General features: G+C 62.1%; 13 protein-coding genes. 3 read left to right on the forward strand and 10 right to left on the reverse strand.

The window, feature by feature from the left end; all coding sequences use genetic code 11:
- Nucleotides 1–419: 419 nt before the first annotated feature.
- The 10 genes from OJ996_RS06250 to OJ996_RS06295 all read right to left on the reverse strand — a co-directional run bounded on the left by OJ996_RS06250 (nt 420) and on the right by OJ996_RS06295 (nt 15,236).
- Nucleotides 420–3,149, reverse strand: a complete 2,730-nt coding sequence (locus tag OJ996_RS06250) for a beta strand repeat-containing protein (RefSeq protein WP_264512344.1) — start codon at nt 3,147–3,149, stop codon at nt 420–422.
- Between the two features lie 521 nt (nt 3,150–3,670).
- Nucleotides 3,671–5,185: a tryptophan 7-halogenase gene (locus tag OJ996_RS06255; RefSeq protein WP_264512346.1), complete on the reverse strand. Its 1,515-nt coding sequence runs from the start codon at nt 5,183–5,185 to the stop codon at nt 3,671–3,673.
- Nucleotides 5,186–5,306: 121 nt separating this feature from the next.
- Complete coding sequence (locus OJ996_RS06260; RefSeq protein ID WP_264512348.1) at nt 5,307–5,831, reverse strand: flavoprotein; 525 nt, start codon at nt 5,829–5,831, stop codon at nt 5,307–5,309.
- A 48-nt stretch (nt 5,832–5,879) separates the two neighbouring features.
- The gene (locus OJ996_RS06265) at nt 5,880–6,488 is read right to left on the reverse strand and encodes a hypothetical protein (protein ID WP_264512350.1); all 609 of its coding nucleotides are present in this window, start codon (nt 6,486–6,488) and stop codon (nt 5,880–5,882) included.
- 29 nt (nt 6,489–6,517) lie between these two features.
- The gene (locus OJ996_RS06270; RefSeq protein ID WP_264512352.1) at nt 6,518–8,008 is read right to left on the reverse strand and encodes a hypothetical protein; all 1,491 of its coding nucleotides are present in this window, start codon (nt 8,006–8,008) and stop codon (nt 6,518–6,520) included.
- Nucleotides 8,009–8,141: 133 nt separating this feature from the next.
- Nucleotides 8,142–10,769, reverse strand: a complete 2,628-nt coding sequence (locus OJ996_RS06275; RefSeq protein ID WP_264512354.1) for a hypothetical protein — start codon at nt 10,767–10,769, stop codon at nt 8,142–8,144.
- Between the two features lie 472 nt (nt 10,770–11,241).
- The gene (gene tnpA, locus OJ996_RS06280) at nt 11,242–11,697 is read right to left on the reverse strand and encodes an IS200/IS605 family transposase (RefSeq protein WP_264512356.1); all 456 of its coding nucleotides are present in this window, start codon (nt 11,695–11,697) and stop codon (nt 11,242–11,244) included.
- 187 nt (nt 11,698–11,884) lie between these two features.
- Nucleotides 11,885–12,661, reverse strand: a complete 777-nt coding sequence (gmk, locus tag OJ996_RS06285) for a guanylate kinase (protein WP_264512357.1) — start codon at nt 12,659–12,661, stop codon at nt 11,885–11,887.
- Nucleotides 12,582–14,732 carry a M3 family metallopeptidase gene (locus OJ996_RS06290; protein ID WP_264512360.1) on the reverse strand — a complete coding sequence of 717 codons (2,151 nt, stop codon included), beginning with the start codon at nt 14,730–14,732 and terminating at the stop codon, nt 12,582–12,584. Before OJ996_RS06290 ends, gmk begins: the two co-directional genes overlap by 80 nt.
- Nucleotides 14,733–14,840: 108 nt before the next feature.
- The gene (locus tag OJ996_RS06295) at nt 14,841–15,236 is read right to left on the reverse strand and encodes a ribosomal maturation YjgA family protein (protein ID WP_264512362.1); all 396 of its coding nucleotides are present in this window, start codon (nt 15,234–15,236) and stop codon (nt 14,841–14,843) included.
- Between the two features lie 110 nt (nt 15,237–15,346).
- On the opposite strand from OJ996_RS06295, the gene OJ996_RS06300 reads away from it, so the two are divergent.
- From OJ996_RS06300 to OJ996_RS06310, 3 genes are all read left to right on the forward strand, one after another.
- The gene (locus OJ996_RS06300) at nt 15,347–15,946 is read left to right on the forward strand and encodes an NUDIX hydrolase (RefSeq protein WP_264512364.1); all 600 of its coding nucleotides are present in this window, start codon (nt 15,347–15,349) and stop codon (nt 15,944–15,946) included.
- A 55-nt stretch (nt 15,947–16,001) separates the two neighbouring features.
- Nucleotides 16,002–17,699, forward strand: coding sequence for a single-stranded-DNA-specific exonuclease RecJ (gene recJ / locus OJ996_RS06305; protein ID WP_264512366.1), 1,698 nt, complete (start codon nt 16,002–16,004; stop codon nt 17,697–17,699).
- A gap of 171 nt (nt 17,700–17,870) precedes the next feature.
- The gene (locus OJ996_RS06310; protein ID WP_264512368.1) at nt 17,871–18,998 is read left to right on the forward strand and encodes a hypothetical protein; all 1,128 of its coding nucleotides are present in this window, start codon (nt 17,871–17,873) and stop codon (nt 18,996–18,998) included.
- Nucleotides 18,999–19,043 lie beyond the last annotated feature (45 nt).

The following is a 19,043-nucleotide window of genomic DNA, read 5'->3' on the forward strand; positions in this document are numbered from 1 at the left end:
GGTTAAGGGAGGATCGAGAAAGGTCTCGACCGAGGGTTCTGGGTTTCTGGGTTCGGGTTGGGTTTCAGAGAAAGGCGGGTAAGACCTCACTCTTCCTTTTCCATATACCAAGGCCGTTTCGGGGGAAAACAACTTTGTTTGCCACCCCCTCCGCTTGTGCAAATCCATGCACATCTTTGCGACATAAAACCCCTTCCCGGAGATATGATAAACCTGTCAGACAGCCGAACGCCTATTCCTTGGCTTATCGGACTTCCCTCTCCGGCACCCCGCAACCCCATGAGTAGGTTTCCGACACCGCACTTTTAATGTTACGTGATTCTACGTAAATTATCGGAAATCCACCTTCACGGGTCCAAAATGGACACGAAAAAGCCCCGGCCGCCTCTCGGCAGCCGGGGCTACAAGTTCACCACAAATCAAGGTGTCACCTGCACCCGCAGGAAGCCGCGGCTCGGCAGCCCGTTCGAGCCGCTCAAGCTGAAGGTCCGGTATTCATAACCCGTCGGAGCCGGATCCAAACCCGTCGTGACCGGACTCACCACGCTCACACCGGTGGTGAAGTCCGCCAAGTCCGTGCTGCCCTGCACCGTGTAGGTAACTCCGCCCGAGGTCGCCGTCGGCGATGGCGATCCTCCGAAAGCCGGGGTCCCGGTCCTTACCGCGATCGTTAGCAGCAGCTCCGGCTCGGTGCCGGTATCGCCGCTATCGGCGCGCAGCGAGAACACCTTCGGCCCGTCGGCCGGATCCGCCGGATTCCCGCCCAGCGCGAATTCCAGCGAGTTGGCGGTACCATCTCCATCCGGGTCGGAGGTAGGAGCCAAGATTGCGGGATCGCCATTTGCATCCGGGAAGGCGGCTTCGATGAAGGTGTCGTAAGCCGTAGCCGGCCGCGAGATCGCGATCTTGTTCCCCTCGAAATTGTAGCTGATCGAGTAGCCCGCCGGAAGTAGCGGAGCCGGGGTGATGGTGCCCGTCAACGTGCCGTAGGTGGCAATCACATACGTTCTGGCGGTGAAGTCTCCCTCGAAGACCAGAGACGCGTTCGCCAGATTGAGATTCCCCGTGACCTCAAGGCTCCCTGCACCGGCCTCGCCCGACTCGATGGTGAGCGTTGAAGCGCCGCTGAAGGTGACCGACTTCGCTACCAATGTTCCGGCTGGCGCACCAGGCCTGAGATCAGCACCCGCAGCGACGGTGACCGCGCTATCGATGAGGACACCGTTTCCGCCCAAGGTGCCTTCGCTGACTAGAGTGGTGCCGGTGTAGGTATTGTAGGAGTTGATATCGAGCCTGCCTGTCCCGGTCTTCACCACACCGCCACCGCCACCACCATCGGTGAGGGACTGGGAAATACCCACGGTGGTTCCTGCAGTTTCGATCTTCAATCCTCCCGCCTCCACATCTGCACTATCGAATGCGGCAATGAAATCAGCTGCATTCGCTGTCGCCACGATTTGAGTACCGTTGAAGTCGACGCTGGAGTTGCCGGCACCCGCGCCGCTGATCAGACCGGTGCGGAGCGTTCCACCGTCCAGATTCAAATTACCCGTGACGGTATTGTTGGTTCCGACGCGGACGATCGGGGCGATCACTTCACCGCCGGTGATCGTCAGAGTGCCGCTGCCGTTGCCGCCCTCACCGGCGAAAAGATCGCCGGTCTGCACGTCGAAGACACCGCCGCTCACGTTCACGGTGCCGTTGGCATTCTCGAAGTTACCGATCGAGACGCCGCCGCCTCCATCCTTCGTCACCGTGCCGCCCTCGATGTTCAGGACGCCGGTACCGCCGCGACCCACCGCGAGCCAGCTCGACATCTTCAGGGTGCCCGCACTAATGGTGTGGATTCCATTGCCGCCACCGCTCTGGCCTACCCAGAAGTCGTTGTTGATCGTGATATCCCCGCCGGTCTGGTTGAAGATCGCGGTGCCGTTGTCAGCGACGATGAAGTTGCCGCCACCGGTCTTGGTGATCGAACCGCCGCTCATGTTTACCGTGCCGTTGCCGCCGTTGCGGCCCACCGCCATCCAGTTGTCCACGGTGATCGCGCCTGCGCTCAGATTCAGGATGCCGGTACTGCCAGCGCCTTGGGATACCCAGAATTCGCCGGTGACATTCAGCAATGCATTGGTGCCGTTGATGGTGGCGGTACCTTTACCGGAATTGATGAACGCGGCATTGCCGTCGCCGCCGAATCCTTCCGTGCCACCGATCGTGAACAAGCGCGCCGCGTTGATCGTGCCGCCGGTCATCGTCAGGGTCGAGGGATTCAAAGCCGCCAGGTTGTTGGAACCGACGACGAACTGAGTGTTTCCGTCCCCCGCGTTCAGAGCATTGTAGGTGCCTCCGGAGATATTGAAGCTACCCGTCGCATTCCCCACGCCCACGAAGGTGCGGGAGCCCAGATGATTGATCGTACCGCCGCTGAGGTTCAGCGTGCCGACGCCGCCGTCGAAGGCTTCGCGCTTGCCGATAAAACTCCAGGCATTGGTATTCAGCGTACCGGCATCCATGTTCACCACGCCGACCGAATTGCTGGCACCGACCGCGAAGTCCGATCCCATGGAAAGGCTACCGGTGGTATTGATGTTCAGCGTCCCGTTGCCGCCTTCCGCCACTTCGTTACCGCCGATGTAAAGGCGGCCGCCAATCGTGAGGCTACCGCTACCGGTGCCAAAGTTGGTAGTGATTCCTCCGGTCGTGCTGGTGTCCGCCAGATTGTAGGTGCCGGTTCCGCCGGCGCGGCCGACGAAGGACCAATTGCCGCCACCGTTTTGGGCGACGCCCGAGCGATGATCGACCCGACCGGTGTTACCGGAGTTGAGACCCACGATGATGTCGCGCGGAGTGGCGGCAATATCGGCTACGATGACCGGGAAATTCGTCAGCGAATTCACCACGGCGTCGTCGAAAGTATCGCCTTCAGGCGCGCCGTTTGCATTCGTCGGCACGCGGTTCAGGCTCCAGTTGTCTGCTTTGTTCCAGTCGTTATCCACGGCGCCGGTCCAGAGGTTGTCCACGGCGAGGGCCAAGGGTGCGCTGAGTACCGTCGCACCTGCCACAAGGGCGGCGAACCAACGGGAATTGTGGGAAGCAGTCGCGGCCAATGCGGCGCGCGTCGTGGGAGTCTTGTATCTTGGGGTTCTCATCGGGTTGTCGGATTTGCGATGCCTGCCCGTACGACGGGCGACACACGCCCGCCTCCCAGATAGGGGAAGCCGGCATGTTCCGCTGCCGCGGGAGGGATCAGGGTCGGGTTCTACGGTTGATGACCTCAACCGGGGTCTGTGGGTCGATGGAGGAGTGGTCAATTCCGCCAGCCCCACCGGTTTCACATATCAAGCTCGTTTCAACCGAAATCTTCCGAGGCAGCGCTCCCCAAAGCCTTGTAGCTCTAGGAAGATCTGCAGCTCCATTAGGCATTTTGCCAGTAGAACATGTTTAAAATGACCAGACTCCCGTGTGCCTCGTTTGCGATCAAACCACCGTTTCAACCCTAGTTGTCATACCACTTCGGAGCGGGCTTGGTTGTAGGGTTCCACCCTCACACCGCTTCTCAGAAGCTTTCGCCTACCTTGCACCTCATTGTGTCATAAAACCGGATCGTCCCCTCAAAAAGAGGGCTCCCAATTCGGGAGCCCTCTTGAGCGATCAGGTTGTGGAAGCAGGTCTAAACTCCTGCCATTTGCTTTTTCTGCATGTCCGAGTTCCACTGCCAGCCGGGGTGGTTGACGTAGGAAAGTGCTTCCTTCACGTCGATACCTTTGCGGGCGGCAGCGATGTTGGCCGAACGATGTCGCTCCCAAGCCGCCTTCTCTCCCGCCATCGCCTTGTGCGGCTTGCGATGCGGCCAGCGATTGCCGACGAGCATGACGAAATAGCCTTCGATCCCGAAGTCGTTCTGGGTGCTCGGGATGCGGTAACGGCAGAAACCGGTGGGGCCGTTCTCCTCGTAGAAGTCGATCAGGGCTTGGATGCCCGAGAGGTCGGTGTCTGCCCGGCAATGCTTCCAGAAGGGCGTATCCAATGCCGTGTTCGCCTTGTAGTGCAGGCCCAGAAAGTCCCGGATGTCCGTCCAGGTTGCATGGGTAAGATCGTTGTAAAGCGTCCGGAAAGAATCGGTAGGCTCCAGTTCGCTGTGCAGCAGGAAGTCCACAAGGGTCTGGCAGTGTGAGCAGACGATCATCAGCGCGGTCGCTTCCAATGGTTCGACGAAGCCACCGGCATTCCCGATGGCTACGACGTTGTCGACCCACATGCGGCGGTAGCATCCGCTGCGGAATTTTACCACCCGCGGGGATTGCGGGGCTTTTGGATTTTTCCTCAGAAACTCTTCGGCGGCCTGATCGTCGCTGATCGCTTGCGAGGAGTAAACGTAGCCGCGATTGATGTGCCGCTCGTGCTCGATCTGCCAAGCCCAGCCCGCATCCATCTGCTCGGCGGTGGTGTAGGGTAGAATCGGCTCGTCCGTGCGCTCCCAACCGCCGATCACGGCGCGATCGCAGAAGAGGGTCTTGTCAAAGTTGATGAAGGGTTCCTCCAAGGTCTTCCCCAGCAACTCGCTGCGGAAGCCGCTGGAATCGATGAAGAAATCACCTTCCAGTTTTTGACCGTCTTCCAGATGGACCGCGGTGATGCCCTTCTCATTGCGTTCGGACCCGGTCACCCGGCCATCGATAAACTGGACGCCCGCCTCACGGGCCACGATCTCCAGCATGTCGACGAAAAGCTTGTTCTCAATGTGGAAGGCGTGCCAGGGCTGGATATCCGGGGCACCGTTCTGCTGCCTGCCGAAAGCCTTGCCCTCGCGCATCAGCGCGGAAGTCAGGTCGACATTGGAAAACTCGTCATCGCAGTAAAAGCCGTTCGGGCGCGGCAGATCGCCGAAGTGAACATCAAGCTGCGGAGCGAAGGTGTAATCGAAGCGGCCACGCTCACCCCAGAGGAAGCGAATGCCCAGCTTCCATGTCGGCTCCGCCAGCTCGTAGAAACGCTTCCGGGAGATTCCGAGGAAATCGAAAATGTGCCGCGGAAAATTCGGGGTGGTTCCTTCCCCGACGCCGATCACCCCGATATCCGGGCTGCGCACCACGCGCACGCGGAGTTGAGGAATCTTGCGCTTGATGGAAAGAGCGGCGATCAGGCCGGCGCTGCCAGCGCCGAGGACGATGACGTTTTGAATCATAGATGGGAGGCCAAGTGGGTTTTGAAACAGGATCAAGCTGCCAAACTTCCGGCCATTTGGCTAGAGGGGGAATTGTCAGCGACCTACGCAATACAACGGGCCACCCCTCGTCCGACAGCTTTCAGGGCAAGGCAGTCAGAATCTCCTCTACCGCCGACATGCGGCCGACTCCTTGGTATCCGCAAGCGAGGTCTCCTTCCGCCGGACCGATGAAAGTGCAGCCGTCTTCCAGCAGCTTGGCGACGTTCCGTTGCACCGCCGGATGCTGCCACATCTTCCCGTTCATGGCGGGCGCGATGACGACCCGCGTGCTGCGCGGCAGGGCGAGATAGATCGAAGCGAGGGGGTCCGGGGCCAAGCCATGGGCAAAGTTTCCGATCACATCGGCGCTGGCGGGGGCGACGAGAAAGAGATCGGCGCGATCTGCCAGTTCGATGTGCCCCGGCTTCCAGCTCTGCTTCTCATCCTCCAGCGTGACAAGCACCGGCTGGCGGGTGAGGACCTGCAAGGTGAGCGGGGTAATGAACTCGGTGGCCGCCTTGGTCATCACCGCGTGCACCTCGTGTCCGGCCTTCACAAGCTGGGAGGCGATATCCGCCGCCTTGTAAGCCGCGATCGAGCCGGTGATGCCGAGGACGATATTCATGCGCGATAGATACCCGCGGATCGCAAAGGTCCAAGCCGAAGTCGCGGATCATCGTCCGGGGATGACCGGTGCGCCCATAGCAGCCCGGGGATCGGGCACGGCCACCTCTCCTTCCGCCATTTCGTCCAGCAGCTCGCGTGCGAGAACCCGCACGTCTTCCTCTCCATCCTGCAATCCTCTGTCCAAGATCGGCTTACCCAGGTCGCCATGGGTGCTGGCGGTCATGAGGATCGCCTCCCGCACCATCGCATCCGGCTCGGTCTGCACCAGCAGGGAAAGAAGCTGGGTTGGGCCCGGCTCGGGATCCCCGTCCTCAAAATAAGAGAGGATCTCCACCCGCATGAACGGGTCCAACTCCACCCGGTAAGCGGACTTGATGAATTCCGTGCGGGGAGTGCCTTTCAGCGCGGCCGCTTTCTTGAGATACTCGGAGCGCTCCGTCGGCGTCCACTGCGGGTAAGCCGGATCGAAGTCCGGGCTCGCCGAAGCGGAAGCCGGAGGTGCGACGGCGGGCCGGGGCGATGACAAACCCGCTTCCGGCGCAGCCGACGGGGCCCCGGAGGGACGCCGCAAGGCGAGGAAACAGCCAACTCCCCCTATGACGAGAGCCAAAGCGATCAGCAGCAGGCGGGGCCGCGGTGATGACGATGGAGCCATAGGGAGGAGTCAGCCAGCCGATCCTAGAATCAGTTGAAAGTCCAAGTGAGACGCGTGTTCGCGGCATCCCAAACGAAGCTTGCCGAACCCACAGGTGTAGCCGCGCAGCCGGATTGGACACCGGGGTTGATCGTCAGTTGCCGGCGCGGCCCATACAGGGTTCCTGTCTCCGGATTCTGCAGATACATCTCGAGGAAGGCTTGGCCGCTGCCGCCCGCAGGTGCGTACCATCCCGCTTTCGCGGTAATATCGAAGTTTGCGGGCAGCACCTGGTCCTCCGCCGCTTGGGAGATCAAGCAGGTAACCTGCTCGAGCCCGCCGGTGCCGGTATCATCACCGGTCCAATCAAGGTAGTCGGAACTGGAACCGCAGGCGTAGCCGACCGACTCCCCGAGGAAAGTCGTGGAGGTATCCAAATCGGACTGATCCGCAGGCCAAGTGTAGAGGATCTTGAGTACGATGCCGTTTGCCAAAGTATGCGTGGGCTTCTCCAGCAACTCGTTCATTACCTCCGTGATGAGGGTCCACAGCGTGCTGGAATTCAGAAGCGCACCGCCGAGCCGGAGAAGATCCAGAATCTGGGCGATGAAGGCACCGTAGACATCAAGGTCACCGGTATCGATGGAACCGAAGACGCCGTTCGCCACGTCGGTGTGTGTCGCCGGGTCACCATATTTGACGGGGGAGTAGAAGCCGGTGATCGCCAATCCGAGGCCGATGATGGAAGCGAAGACGGTGGAGGGCTCAAAGGCCGCCATATTCTCGATGCCTCCGCCGACAATACTGGCAGAGATCGCGGCGAGCTTGGTGAGCAGCCAGCCGTAGTTACCCATGACGGCACCTTCGGCGGTGCCAAGCACGGTGGTGTTGACGGATCCGCGCGGGGCCGCGGTTGCCCCGAGAAGGGCGCTATAGTCAGCCTTGAAACGCATGCCGGCCCAAGTCTTGGAGTAGGCCTGCAACTTGCTGGCCGTTTCGAACCAGAAGGTGCCATGATCGGAGATATTCACGAAAGAGGAGTTCGCGAACTTCTGGCCGTTGAGCTTGCCCTTCACCTTTACCATGGCCAGGCCAGTGGTCTTGTTCAGGGTTGCGGAGACGGTGTTGCCCCCGGGAACCTTCATCGTGAACTTCGAACCGCCGGCAGCGACCTTGATTTCCACGGGTGCCGCGGAGTTGCTCCAGAAGCCGTAGAGCCGCTTGAACTTCCCGAGCTTGCCGTTCTTGTCGATCTTGTCTTCCGGGACCACGGCCACCTCGCCGGAGTCATGAAGGATGGCCATCGAATTCTTCGAGTAGACCTGGGCAGGAAGCATCACGAAGATCTTCTGCGGGACGATGGCGCGGGGATTCTTCGCAAGCGGCGCAGACGCGGTAGAGCGGCAGCCGCAGTCCGGCATCGCCGGCTTTACATGCGCGGACACCGATTGGATCTGCGCGATGTAAGGGAGGAAACTAACAATCAGGGTTAAGGCTGTCTGGCCAAGGCCAACAACCATCCGGGGGAGGGAGGTGTTCATAAACGGATCGGGAGGTTCCGGGGGAGGAGTCTCACAGCTATTCCCCACCGACCCTCAAGACAAGCCAAAACATAAATCACTTAGCTCAGACCTTCTTATCATTAATCCTTTGCGAGCTTGTCGAGTACCCCGATCACTCCTCCGTGGGCCCGATAAGATAGTAGGGATTGTCTTCGCGTAGCGTGATCCCGGCCGCATTGCCCACGACACGGGAAGGCATGCCATTGGGATCGAGGGCTGTGACCTTGAGATTCGCGGCATCCGTGCGCTTGAAGCTCACTTCACCCGCCAGCTTGCGGACGAGCCAAGGATCCGACCCGATGGCCGTGATCTTGAGACGACCGCCGCCGGCCGGTTCGGTGGTGAAGTTGCTGGCTTTCTCCTCGCTCATCACTTGCAGGAGAATGCGCGTGGAGCTGGCGAGCGGCTTGCCATCCAAGGAGACCGCTACGATCTGACCGAGCTCCATCGACGAACGGATCGAGAGATCCTTCAGGTCCAAGCTTCCCGCAGCTTCGAGATCGCCCACCGCTCCTTGAGCAGCGGGTGCATTCAATGTCAGCAGGCCTTTGCCATAGTCCAACTGCAGATCGCCGTTCGAGGACTTCACGAGTTTCTTGTCGCGATCAATCAGGCGGGAGAGATCGGCAAGCTTGGATGGGCCCGCTTGGCCGATGCGGACGGAAGTACGACCCGCATAGTGGATCAGCGGATCGATACCGTCTTCGCCCTTCGGGACTTGAGCGCCGGGAGCATCCACCTTGCGGAGTTCATCGAGGCTCGCGCCGGGGGCCAGCGGACTGCCTTTCAGTGCGAGGGCGTCCTCCAAGGTGAGCGGAATATCGGCTAGCACGTCCCCTTCCCTTACCAAGCCGAGGCGGAAGATCGCGGCGGCAGCCGGGAACTGGCCCATCTGGGTGGGCGACATGAGCGTCCACGGCTGCATGAAGTAGCCGGGCTTGACCGACCAGTCCTTTGAATCGAGCGCGAAGTGGACGATGCCATCGCTGCCTTGCAGGGCTCCGTACGCGGCGTAGAAAAGCGGGGCTTCGCCCCGGTAGCGGTTCGGGCGATTCCATGTGGTCTCCGAGATCATCGAGGGCTTGCCGTTGAACATCGGATCTGCGGAGGGATGCGAGAAATCGAGCGGCTTGCCGGGTTCCTCCGGTTCGAAGCGAAGGGCGCTGCGGTCGCGGTAGGTATGTCCATCGCGGATCGACCACTCGGCGGCATCGCCCTTATGCTGGCAGGAGAAGTAGCCGTGGCGGTCGATGAAGTCCCCGGGCATGTAGCTGTATTTCTCCAGCGGGCCGAGGATGTCGTTGTTCGCGGTGGTCCAGTTCGAGGCGGTGACGAGGCCCTTGAAGCCTTGGGCACGCAGCCACTTGGTGCTGTCCTCGTAAAAGCCGCGCTGCGTCTCCATCAGGAATGTGGCGGTATCCTGGTCGCGCAGCGTCTTGTCCGTGAAGATCTGATAGAGGGAACGGAAGCCGACGCGGTCCTTGGCATCGTGGGAATGATCGAGCTTCCAGACCGCCCGGGCTTTCTCGAGCGAGCCGTGCTTCCTCGCCGCCCAGGTGGCGAATTGCTTCTCCAGCTTCTGGAGCTGCGGCGCGGGGATATTCTTCTCATCGAAGGTCCAGAAGAAGAAGGAGTCCTCGTTGATGAGTTCGACTCCCATCAGGGCGGGTTCATCGGTGAGCTTCTTGCCGTCCGGACCGGGCTTCGTCAGCAGGGCTTCCATCCACCCGCGGTAGAGCTTCTGGAATTCGGGCTCGAAGTAGAGGAGAGCGAAAGGATGCTTGCTGCCGTCGTAGCCCTCGCGCCAGCCGGGGCCATTCTCCGGAGTGAGCCAGAGCGGGAAGTAAACCGAGAGGTGCGAGTAGATGCCCTCCTTCTTCATCGCCGCGACAATCTCGTGGATGTGGGCGACCTTGGCCGGGTCGAGTGTGCCGGTCTTGTTGTCGAAGACCGCACCGTGCAGGCGGACGAGGTTCACGCCGCGCTTGGCCAAGGTGCGGGCGCACTCGGCAAGGTCCTCGCCCTTGAGTTCGTGCGGCGGGCCATTCACGGCCCAGAAGCGGACTTTCTCGCCGGTGCCGCGATAGATGAAGTCGGGGCCTTTCACACCGATGCCGCCTTTCTCGCCGGCGAACTTTTCGTTCAGCGGGCGGAGGTTAAGAAGTGCGCCTTCGAAGCGGTCCTTGGCGGGTAGCCAAGGGACCCAGCCTTGGTTGGCCTTGGCGAGATTGTCCTTCTGCGCGGCGATCTCGGCGGGCTTCAGGATGCCCATCGGGGTGAAGTTCGAGGCGGCGGGTGCGAGGACGAAGCAATCGAGGCTGCCGTGGTTGGAGTTCTCGCTATCGAAGCGGAAGGAGAGGCGGTGCTTGCCCTTGGTCAGCTTGAGCGTGCCGGCGTGGGCCCAGGCGAGGAAGCGCAGGTCGGGCTTGTCGTTGCTGGCGATATTCACGTTGCCGCTCTGGCGCTTCTCCATGTCGATGGCTTGGGAGGCGGCGGCGTCAAGTTGGTAGGAGAGTTTGGCTTGGACGGGATTGGCGCGGACCCAGAGTTCGAAGTCGCCGGATTCGGCGATCTCGAGGTCGTAGCTGGCGGTGCCCGGGTATTCCTTCTCGAAATGGGAAAGGAAGTCGCCGCCGGAGAGTTCGTCCTTCTTGACCTCGCCGTGATACCAAGGGTGTTTGAGGACTTTCGACTCAGTGGCAGATTCGCCTTCGATCCAGAGGACCGGCTGCGCGGCCATGGCGGGGAGGGCGAGTAGAAGAAGCAGGGATGAGCGCACGAATCGGATACCAGTGAATGGGCGCGGTTGTTGCAAGGAGTGTGCTCCGGCGCGGGTGGGAAGCGGGCGAACGGGAGCGGGGAAAGTCATGAAATGTCTGTTGTTTTGAGAAAGTTTCGGGAGGGGGGAATACGGGCTGTTAGAGGAGGGTAGCAGACGGGATGGGAAGAGGACAGATGGAGATGCTTGCCAGCCGCAAATGGGAAATTTGTGATTCCGGGTTGTGGGGATTCTCTGCCGCAGAAAGGCGAGGCGTGGATTTTCAGGCGAGGGGGTGAGTTCCGGCCTGAGGCAACCCCGTTGGGGTTGGAATCATCGGGCGTGATACCCAGGGTAGGCCTCCTGCGTCGGCCAACCCTGGGCTTTATGAGGGAACGGCGTTGCCGTTCTTGGACTGGAATGGCGCCGGAGCAGGAGGATGCCCGGGGCCTCGCTAGTCCCAGACGTAGCGCTCGTCGTAGGAGATGCCGTATTTTTCGAGGAAGGTGCGGTACTCTTCCTGGAAGGAGCGTTTGCGATGATGCTCAGCCTGATTCGCGATGTAGGTGCGGACGACCTCGATCTCGCCTTGGCCGACGGAGAAGGCACCGTAACCGCCTTGCCATGAGAAGTCTTTCAGGTCGGCGTGTCGGGATTTGAGCCAGAGACTTGATGCGCGCTTGAGATCCCGGACCAGATCGGAGGTGGTCAGGGTTCTCGGGAGAACGAGGAGAAGGTGAACGTGGTCAGCGACACCACCGGCGATGATGGAGTTACCGCCGTGATGGTTTACGATGCCTCCGAGGTAATGATGGAGTTCAACGAGGAGTTGGGGATCGCTGAAGAAGGGCTGCCGATCCTTGGTCGAGAAGATCAGATGGATCAGGAGGTTTGTTAGCGATTGGGGCATTTCGCGGGGACTACATCAGGCTTGGGGACCGAGGCAACCCCGTTGGGGTTGAAATCATTTGGCGGTGGGATCCCAGGGTAGGCCTCCTGCGTCGGCCAACCCTGGGCTATAGGAGGGAACGGCGTTGCCGTTCTGGGAGGCGGTGCCGTTCTCGGACGGAGGATGGGCGTTGAGGATAGGCGGGTGATCAATCCCTCTTCAGGCGGGCGACCCTGAGGCGCTCGCCGAATAGCAGGGCCTTGAACTTGGCGTAGTCCTCTTCATGGGTGCCGGAGAGGAGGCGGTACTTGTACTCCGGCCAGTGGCGCATCTCGTCGATGGCGTTGCGGAGGCGGAGTTCGATGACCTCGGCGCTGTCGGTGCCACGGCCGTTGAGGCGGGCGGCGAGCTCCTGTTCGTCTGGGGGCATGACGAAGAGATCCACCAAGGCGAGGTGGATGGATTCGTCATCGCAGGCGCGGACCTGGGCGGCGCCTTGGACGTCGATGTCCATGACGACATCGATGCCGCTGGCGAGGCGGCCGAGGACCTCGCTGCGGAGGGTGCCGTAGTGGTTGCCGTGAACCAGCGCGTGTTCCAAGAACTCACCGGCGGCGACCTTGGCGGCGAACTCTTCCCGGGTGAGGAAGAAGTATTCGCGACCGTGAGTCTCCCCGAAGCGCGGCTGGCGGGTCGTACAGGAGATCGAGAACTCGGCTTCGCCATCCTTTGCGAGGCGGCGGCAGAGGGTCGATTTCCCGGAACCCGAAGGGCCGGAGACGAGGAAGAGGATGCCGGTGCGGGACATGAAGACGATGAGAGCGGGAGAGAGGTCGCCAAAGACGCGGAGATCTGGAGCGCCTCCAGCCGGACCGTTCGGAGAACGGTCCCTGCCGTGGCGGCGATCAGGCGAGTGCTTGGGCGCGGGCTTCGGCGGCGAGGAGCATTTCTTCTTCGGCGAGGCCGGAGCGCTTGAGCAGGGCATCGAGCGAGGCATCCCGGCCCATGAAGCGACGGAAGAGTTCATCGACCGGCTCGGAGTTCCCCTTCGAGAGGATGTGCTCGCGGAAGGCATAGCCGGACTCGGGGTCGATCACGCCATTCTCCTCGAAGCGGGTGAAGGCATCCGCATCCAGCACCTCCGCCCACTTGTAGGAGTAGTAGCCCGCGGCATAGCCGGTGGGTGAGCTGAAGAGGTGGTTGAAGCGGCGCGCCATGCTGGGCGAGTCGGTCTTCAGCGGGACGCGGTACTCGGCGAGGATCTCGCGGTCCACGGTATCGAGGTCGCGGCCCTTGTAGCGATCGAGGTGGGTGTGCAGCTCGAGGTCGAGCTTGCCGAAGGAGAGCTGCCGCATGAAGGCGGTGGCGCTCATGTAGTTCTTCGCGGCGATCATGCGCTGGTAGAGGTCCTCCGGAATCGGCTCGCCGGTCTCGTGATGGCGGGCGAAGAAATCGAGGGAGCGGCGGTCCCAGCAGAAGTTCTCCATGATCTGGGAGGGCAGTTCGACGAAGTCCCAAGGGACGTTCGTGCCGGCGAGAGACTTCACCTGCACCTCGCTGAGCAGGCCGTGGAGGAGGTGGCCGAACTCGTGGAAGATGGTCTCCACCTCGCCGTGCGTGAGCAGAGCGGGCTTGCCATCCACGGGCGGGGTCATGTTTCCGGTGATGAGGCCGAGGTGCGGCTCGCGGGCAGCGCCATCCCCACCGGGGTGGCCGGTGAAGATGCAGTTCATCCATGCGCCGCCGCGCTTCGATTCGCGCGGGTGCCAATCGGCATAGAAGGAACCGAGGTGCTCGTTGGTCTTGGTATCCCGCAGGTCGTAGAACTTCACCTCCGGGTGCCAGACTTCGATCTCGTTCTCCGAGGCGGTGGCGGGGCGCTGGCCGCGCTCATGGAAAACGGCGGCGCGCTCCTGGATGGTGATGCCGAAGAGCTTCGAGCAGAGATCGAACATACCCGCCATGACCTTATCGACGGGGAAGTAGGGGCGGAGGACCTCGTCATCGAGATCGTATTCCTCCTGGCGGCGCTTCTCCGACCAGTAGGCATATTCCCACGGCTGGAGGCCATCGACCTCGGTGTCGGTTTTGCGGCCCTTATAGTCGCAGAGTTCGCGATACTCGCGGTGGAAGGCCTTGTCGATACGGTCGTGCAGGTCCTCGGTGAACTTGAGCGCGGTCTCGCCGGTGCGAGCCATGCGGCGCTGCAGGGTGAGATCCGCAAAGTGATCGTGGCCGAGGATGGCGGCCTTCTCGCGGCGGAGCTCGAGGATCTTCCAGACGAGGTCGGTATTATCGTGATCGCCCTCGCTGGCGACTTTCACGGAGGCTTCCCAGACCTGCTTGCGGATACCCTCGTCATCGAGGTGCTGCATGACCGGGAACATGGAGGGCATCTGCAGGGTGAAGCGCCATGCGGGGGCTTCCTCGGTAGCGACACCCTTGGTCTTCGCGTTGGCGAGGGCGGCGGCCTTCGCGGAGGCGGGCAGGCCGGCGAGCTTCGACTCATCGGTGATGACGAGGTCCCAGGCATTGGTGGCATCCAGAACGTGCTCGGAGTATTGCTTGGTGAACTTGGACAGCTCGGCCTCGATCTCGGCGACGCGCTGCTTCTTCTCCGGCGGGAGGTCGGCGCCGGATTGGGCGAAGTCGAGCATGGTCTCCATGACGTAGCGGCGCTGCACCGGGGAGAGGGAGTAAACCGCCTCCGACTCGCCGAAGGACTTGAGCGAGGACCAGATGCGCTCATTGAGCGGGATGGAGGCGTAGAACTCGGAGACCTCCGGGAGCATGGCATTCAAGGCGGCGCGCTGGGCGGGCTCGTCGCAAACGGAATCGAGGTGCTGGAGGCGGCCCCAAGCGAGATTGAGTGCATCGCTAGCCTTCTCGAAGGCACCGAAGGTGTTCCCGTAGGTGGCCTCTTCCGGCTTCACCTGGCAGACGGCTTCCAGATTGGCCTTCGCGGTTTCCAGCGCGGCGCGGATGTCCGGCTCGACCGCCTCCGGAACCAGCGTGGACCAGCGGACATGAAAGCCTTCATCGAGAAACGGATGCATGGGCGGTGTACTAGGCGAGCCGCCGGGAAATGGGAAATGGAGAAATGACGAATGCTGGAGAAATGACGAATGTCGAATTTCCGAATGACGAAGGAGTGGGAGACAGCCTCACGGGCTGCTTGGGCGAGATCGGGCGGCGAGGGTTTCCAAGGCGATGCCGAGGGCGACGCCCGCGGCGTAGGCGAGGAGATCGGGGGGATTGAAAGTGGAGCCGAGGACGAGGTGGCCGGGGCGGGTCTGGCGGATCGCATCGAGCCAAGCGGCGCGGTAGAGTTGGAGGAACTCGATGGTCCAGGCGAAGGCGAGAGCGGCCGCGCCGATGCGGAGAGTGGAACTGCGACGGAAGAGCCAGGCGAAGCCGAAGAAGGCCATGAGGGCCCAGAGGAGATCGCCGCCGTATTTCTCGATAGGCGGAGGGAGGGAGACGGGGTGGGAGCGGAGGAGGAGGCCGCTGGCGATGGTGAGAAGGATCCAGAGGGTATAGAGCGGGCGGCTGCGGGACATGGGGAAAGAGGAATGACGAATGAGGAATTTTCGAATGCCGAATGACGGAGAGGCAGGAACGGTGTGAGAAGGGGGTCGACATTCGGGGAATCGGGTTTGTGATCCAGGGCATGGCGTCCGACTTGCTGGCTGTGTCCCGGGAACTGAAGGCGATGGCGGAGGCGGGGCTGCGCTATTCGACGGGGGTCTATGATCTGGAGCGCTACAAGCGCCTGCACGAGATCGCGTCCGAGCTGCTGGCGGCGGAGGCGAAGGAATTCCGCTGGCCGGTGGAGATCGGCTACGCGACGCCAAAGGTGGACATCCGCGCGGCGGTGATCGAGAGGGGCAAGATCCTGCTAGTCAGGGAGGTGGGGACGGGGACTTGGGCGCTGCCGGGGGGCTGGGCGGACCTGAACGTGAGCCCGGCGGAGAATGCGGCGAAGGAGGTGCTGGAGGAGGCGGGAATCGAGGTGGAGGTCACGAAGCTGATCGCTTGCTGGGACAAGGACAAGCAGGGGCACCCGCGGCAGCCGGAGCATGTGTATAAACTTGTATTTCTTTGCCAACCAAAGGGTGGCGAGCTGAGGACATCGCACGAGACGGACGGCTCCGCCTATTTCACGGAGGACGAATTGCCCGAGATGTGCCCATATCGGAATGCTCCTCATTATGTGAAACTTGCGTTTGAACATTTCCGCAACCCGGAATTGCCGACATTGTTCGACTGAACGCGATGCGGGCTTGAGTGGCACGAGTTCCGCTGCCTATGTTCCCGGCACTGAAATGCGTGCGCCTCCCGCCGACTGGATTCTCCGCGGCGACCCTTTCCATGCCAATGGGAAAGGTCGGGGGCATGCCTTTCCGGCGATCCTCGAACACCTGATCCGGCAGCGCGGTCTGCCGGCGGGGGAGGATCTGGAGGGTTTCCTGCGGCCGAAGCTGCGCGACCTGAGCGACCCCTTCCTGATCCCGGAAATGCGGGACGCGGTGACGCGGATCCTGCGGGCGGTGGACCGGAAGGAGAAGATCTGCATCTACGGCGACTACGACGTGGACGGCGTGACCTCCATCGCGGTGATGCGGCGGCTGCTGCATGCCTACGGTCTGGAGGCGCGGCACTTCATCCCGCGGCGGAGCAGCGAGGGCTACGGGCTGAGCTGTGCGGCGCTGGCACGCTGCATGGTGGAGGGGCCGAAGCCGGACCTGCTGATCGCGGTGGACTGCGGGACGGTCTCGATCGACGAGATCGCGGGGCTGCGGCAGGACGGGGTGGATGTGATCGTGGTGGACCACCACGAGCCGAGCCCGCGCGGGCGACCGGAGGTGAACGCGCTGGTGAACCCGAAGTGCGGCGGCGGGCCGACCTATCTCTGCGCGGCCGGGGTTTGCTTCAAGCTGGCCCACGCGATGATGAAGGAGCGGCCGGTGGAGTCATTCGATCTCAAGGAGTTACTGGAGCTAGTGGCGGTGGCGACGATCGCGGACATCGTGCCGATGGTCGGGGAGAACCGGATCATGGTGCGGCACGGTCTGAAGCGGCTGCCGATGACCCTGAACCCGGGGCTACAGGCGCTGCAGGAGGTATCCGGGATGAACGGCAAGCCGACCTCGATGGACGTGGGCTTCCGGATCGGGCCGCGGCTGAATGCGGCGGGCCGGATGGATGTGCCGGAGGACGCGCTGGCCACGCTGCTGACCGATTGCAAGCGGCTGGCGCGGACGATGGCCGACAAGCTGGACGACTACAACAAGCGGCGGCAGGCGCACGAGAACCAGATCCGGCGCGAGGCGATGGAGATGCTTTCCAAGAGCTTCGACCCGATGCGCGATCCGGTGATCGTGCTGGGATCGCGGACCTGGCACCCGGGCGTGGTGGGAATCGTGGCCTCGCGGCTGATGCGGCAATTTCACAAGCCGACCTTCGTGGTGGCGATCGACGACGGCGGGGTGGGCAAGGGCAGCGGACGCAGCATCGAGGGGGTGTCCCTGGTGCAGGCGATCAATGCGTGCCGCGGTCACCTGCTGGCAGGTGGCGGCCACGACATGGCGGCGGGTCTTTCGATCGAGGAAGACCGGATGGATGCCTTTCGGAGCGACTTCGCGGAGTTCGTGCTGAACAACACGATCGCCGAGCAGCGGCAGCCGAAGCTGCGGGTGGATGCGGAGATCACCTTCGACCAGCTCTCGCTGGAGTTCTTGGCGGACTACGAGCTGCTGCAGCCTTTCGGCAACGGGAACCCGCAGCCGATCTTCATGGCGCGCGGGGTGCACCTGAGCCGACCGCCGGTGCACATGAAGAACCAGCACCTGCGGCTGAATTTGCGGCAAGGCTACCATGAGCAGGATGCCGTCTTCTTCGGGGGCGGTGAGCTGGCTCTGCCGGATCCGCCGTGGGACATCGCATTCACGATCGACCGAAATTGCTTCCGGGGACGGACGAGCCTGCAGATCATCATGCAGGATGTGCGGGCCTCGAAGTGAGGGGAGTGGCCGGCGACGGTGGGCCTGAGGGAGACGGGAGCGCTGCCGTGCAAAGTCAAAGTCGTGTCAAAGACGCGACAGCGCGGCGGTCCGATGTTGCGGAGGGTTCATGAGATATGAGCTAGTCATGGGATGGATCGGATTCCCTTTCGTGTCCCAGCTCTTTTGTCCGTGCTTGCGTTGCTGTCGCTTGGCGGATTGCGGGCTGATCCGGTGGTGCCGCTGCCGGACAAGATGAAGATCGGGAAGAAGGAGGGTGAGGCCTTGGAGGGCGTGTATCTCAACTTCAATTTCGCGGAACTCTCTGCGGCTTTCGGGATGAAGGATGGGGTGAGCACGACCACCGTGCCGTGTGCGGAGATGGATGCGGCAAGCCTTGCCGCCCTCGCGGCGAAGATTCCGCCGGTGGCGGGCTGGCTGGACGCAGGCAGGGCGCATGTGTGCATCCGGGTGGTGGGTGCGGCGACGCCGGAAGCGGAGACCGAGGCCGCGGATGCGATCCGGCAGGCGGCGGAGGCAGCCGAAGCGATGAAGGAGAAGATCGCCCTGTATCAAGTCTTCGGCATCGTCTCGCAGCTCTTGGCGGCGGAGAAGGCAGCCCATGATGCGGAGACGAAACTGGAATCCGATCTCGAGCAACTGGGGCTGGCGATCAAGGCGGCGGAAGAATGGGGCAAGAAGTACGGGGTGAACCCCCTGACCGGGGAAGACCGGTCGAAGGCCCACATGGAGTGGGCGACGGGAAGCCTGAAAGGGAGCGTGGCCCATGGCCGCGAATACAAGCTGCCGGAAACGAAACGCGACCTGATGATCCGTCTGGCGTCTTGCCGCGCCTACATCGGCTACTGCGAGATCTCCGGACGGAAGGAGTATGGGAAGGTGCTCGATGAGCTGATGCAGAAGGTGCTGGCGCGCTCGGCGATCGCGAGGGAATGGGAGCCGGCGGGATGCTGTCTGCTGGGGACGCTGGCACCCAAGGTGGCGGAGCACAGTCATCGCGGGAACAACGTCAAGCTGCTGGGCCAAATGTTCGGCAAGATGACCCTGCAATCGACGCCGGACAAGGCGCTGGACCTGCTGATCCCGCACTCGAACATCGTGGAGCGGGATGCGATCAAGAAGGCGCTCGTCGACACGGTGACACGCAAGATCAATCAGGCAAGCGTGGGGGAAGGCGATGCCCAGAGACATTTCTGGTATGCGATCAAACCGGCGATTGCCGACTTCGATCGGCGGCAGCGGGTGTTGAAGAACGTATCGCTCTTTCTGGAGGAGTCGGTCCGGATGAGCGGGCTCTGAAAAGAACTGAGCCGGGCGATTATCCAAGCGCTCCGTTCAACTACT

Source organism: Luteolibacter rhizosphaerae (genome assembly GCF_025950095.1).
GTDB lineage: Bacteria > Verrucomicrobiota > Verrucomicrobiia > Verrucomicrobiales > Akkermansiaceae > Haloferula > Haloferula rhizosphaerae.

What these genes read in the sequence shown, in the direction of transcription:
- gmk (WP_264512357.1), bottom strand. Translation starts at nt 12,661, where the DNA reads ATGCCCTGCTCAAGCGCTCCGGCCTCGCCGAAGAAGAAATGCTCCTCG.
- recJ (WP_264512366.1), top strand. Translation starts at nt 16,002, where the DNA reads ATGCGTGCGCCTCCCGCCGACTGGATTCTCCGCGGCGACCCTTTCCAT.
- OJ996_RS06270 (WP_264512352.1), bottom strand. Translation starts at nt 8,008, where the DNA reads ATGAACACCTCCCTCCCCCGGATGGTTGTTGGCCTTGGCCAGACAGCC.
- OJ996_RS06290 (WP_264512360.1), bottom strand. Translation starts at nt 14,732, where the DNA reads ATGCATCCGTTTCTCGATGAAGGCTTTCATGTCCGCTGGTCCACGCTG.
- OJ996_RS06265 (WP_264512350.1), bottom strand. Translation starts at nt 6,488, where the DNA reads ATGGCTCCATCGTCATCACCGCGGCCCCGCCTGCTGCTGATCGCTTTG.
- OJ996_RS06260 (WP_264512348.1), bottom strand. Translation starts at nt 5,831, where the DNA reads ATGAATATCGTCCTCGGCATCACCGGCTCGATCGCGGCTTACAAGGCG.
- OJ996_RS06255 (WP_264512346.1), bottom strand. Translation starts at nt 5,185, where the DNA reads ATGATTCAAAACGTCATCGTCCTCGGCGCTGGCAGCGCCGGCCTGATC.
- OJ996_RS06250 (WP_264512344.1), bottom strand. Translation starts at nt 3,149, where the DNA reads ATGAGAACCCCAAGATACAAGACTCCCACGACGCGCGCCGCATTGGCC.
- OJ996_RS06295 (WP_264512362.1), bottom strand. Translation starts at nt 15,236, where the DNA reads ATGTCCCGCAGCCGCCCGCTCTATACCCTCTGGATCCTTCTCACCATC.
- OJ996_RS06300 (WP_264512364.1), top strand. Translation starts at nt 15,347, where the DNA reads ATGGCGTCCGACTTGCTGGCTGTGTCCCGGGAACTGAAGGCGATGGCG.
- tnpA (WP_264512356.1), bottom strand. Translation starts at nt 11,697, where the DNA reads ATGCCCCAATCGCTAACAAACCTCCTGATCCATCTGATCTTCTCGACC.
- OJ996_RS06275 (WP_264512354.1), bottom strand. Translation starts at nt 10,769, where the DNA reads ATGGCCGCGCAGCCGGTCCTCTGGATCGAAGGCGAATCTGCCACTGAG.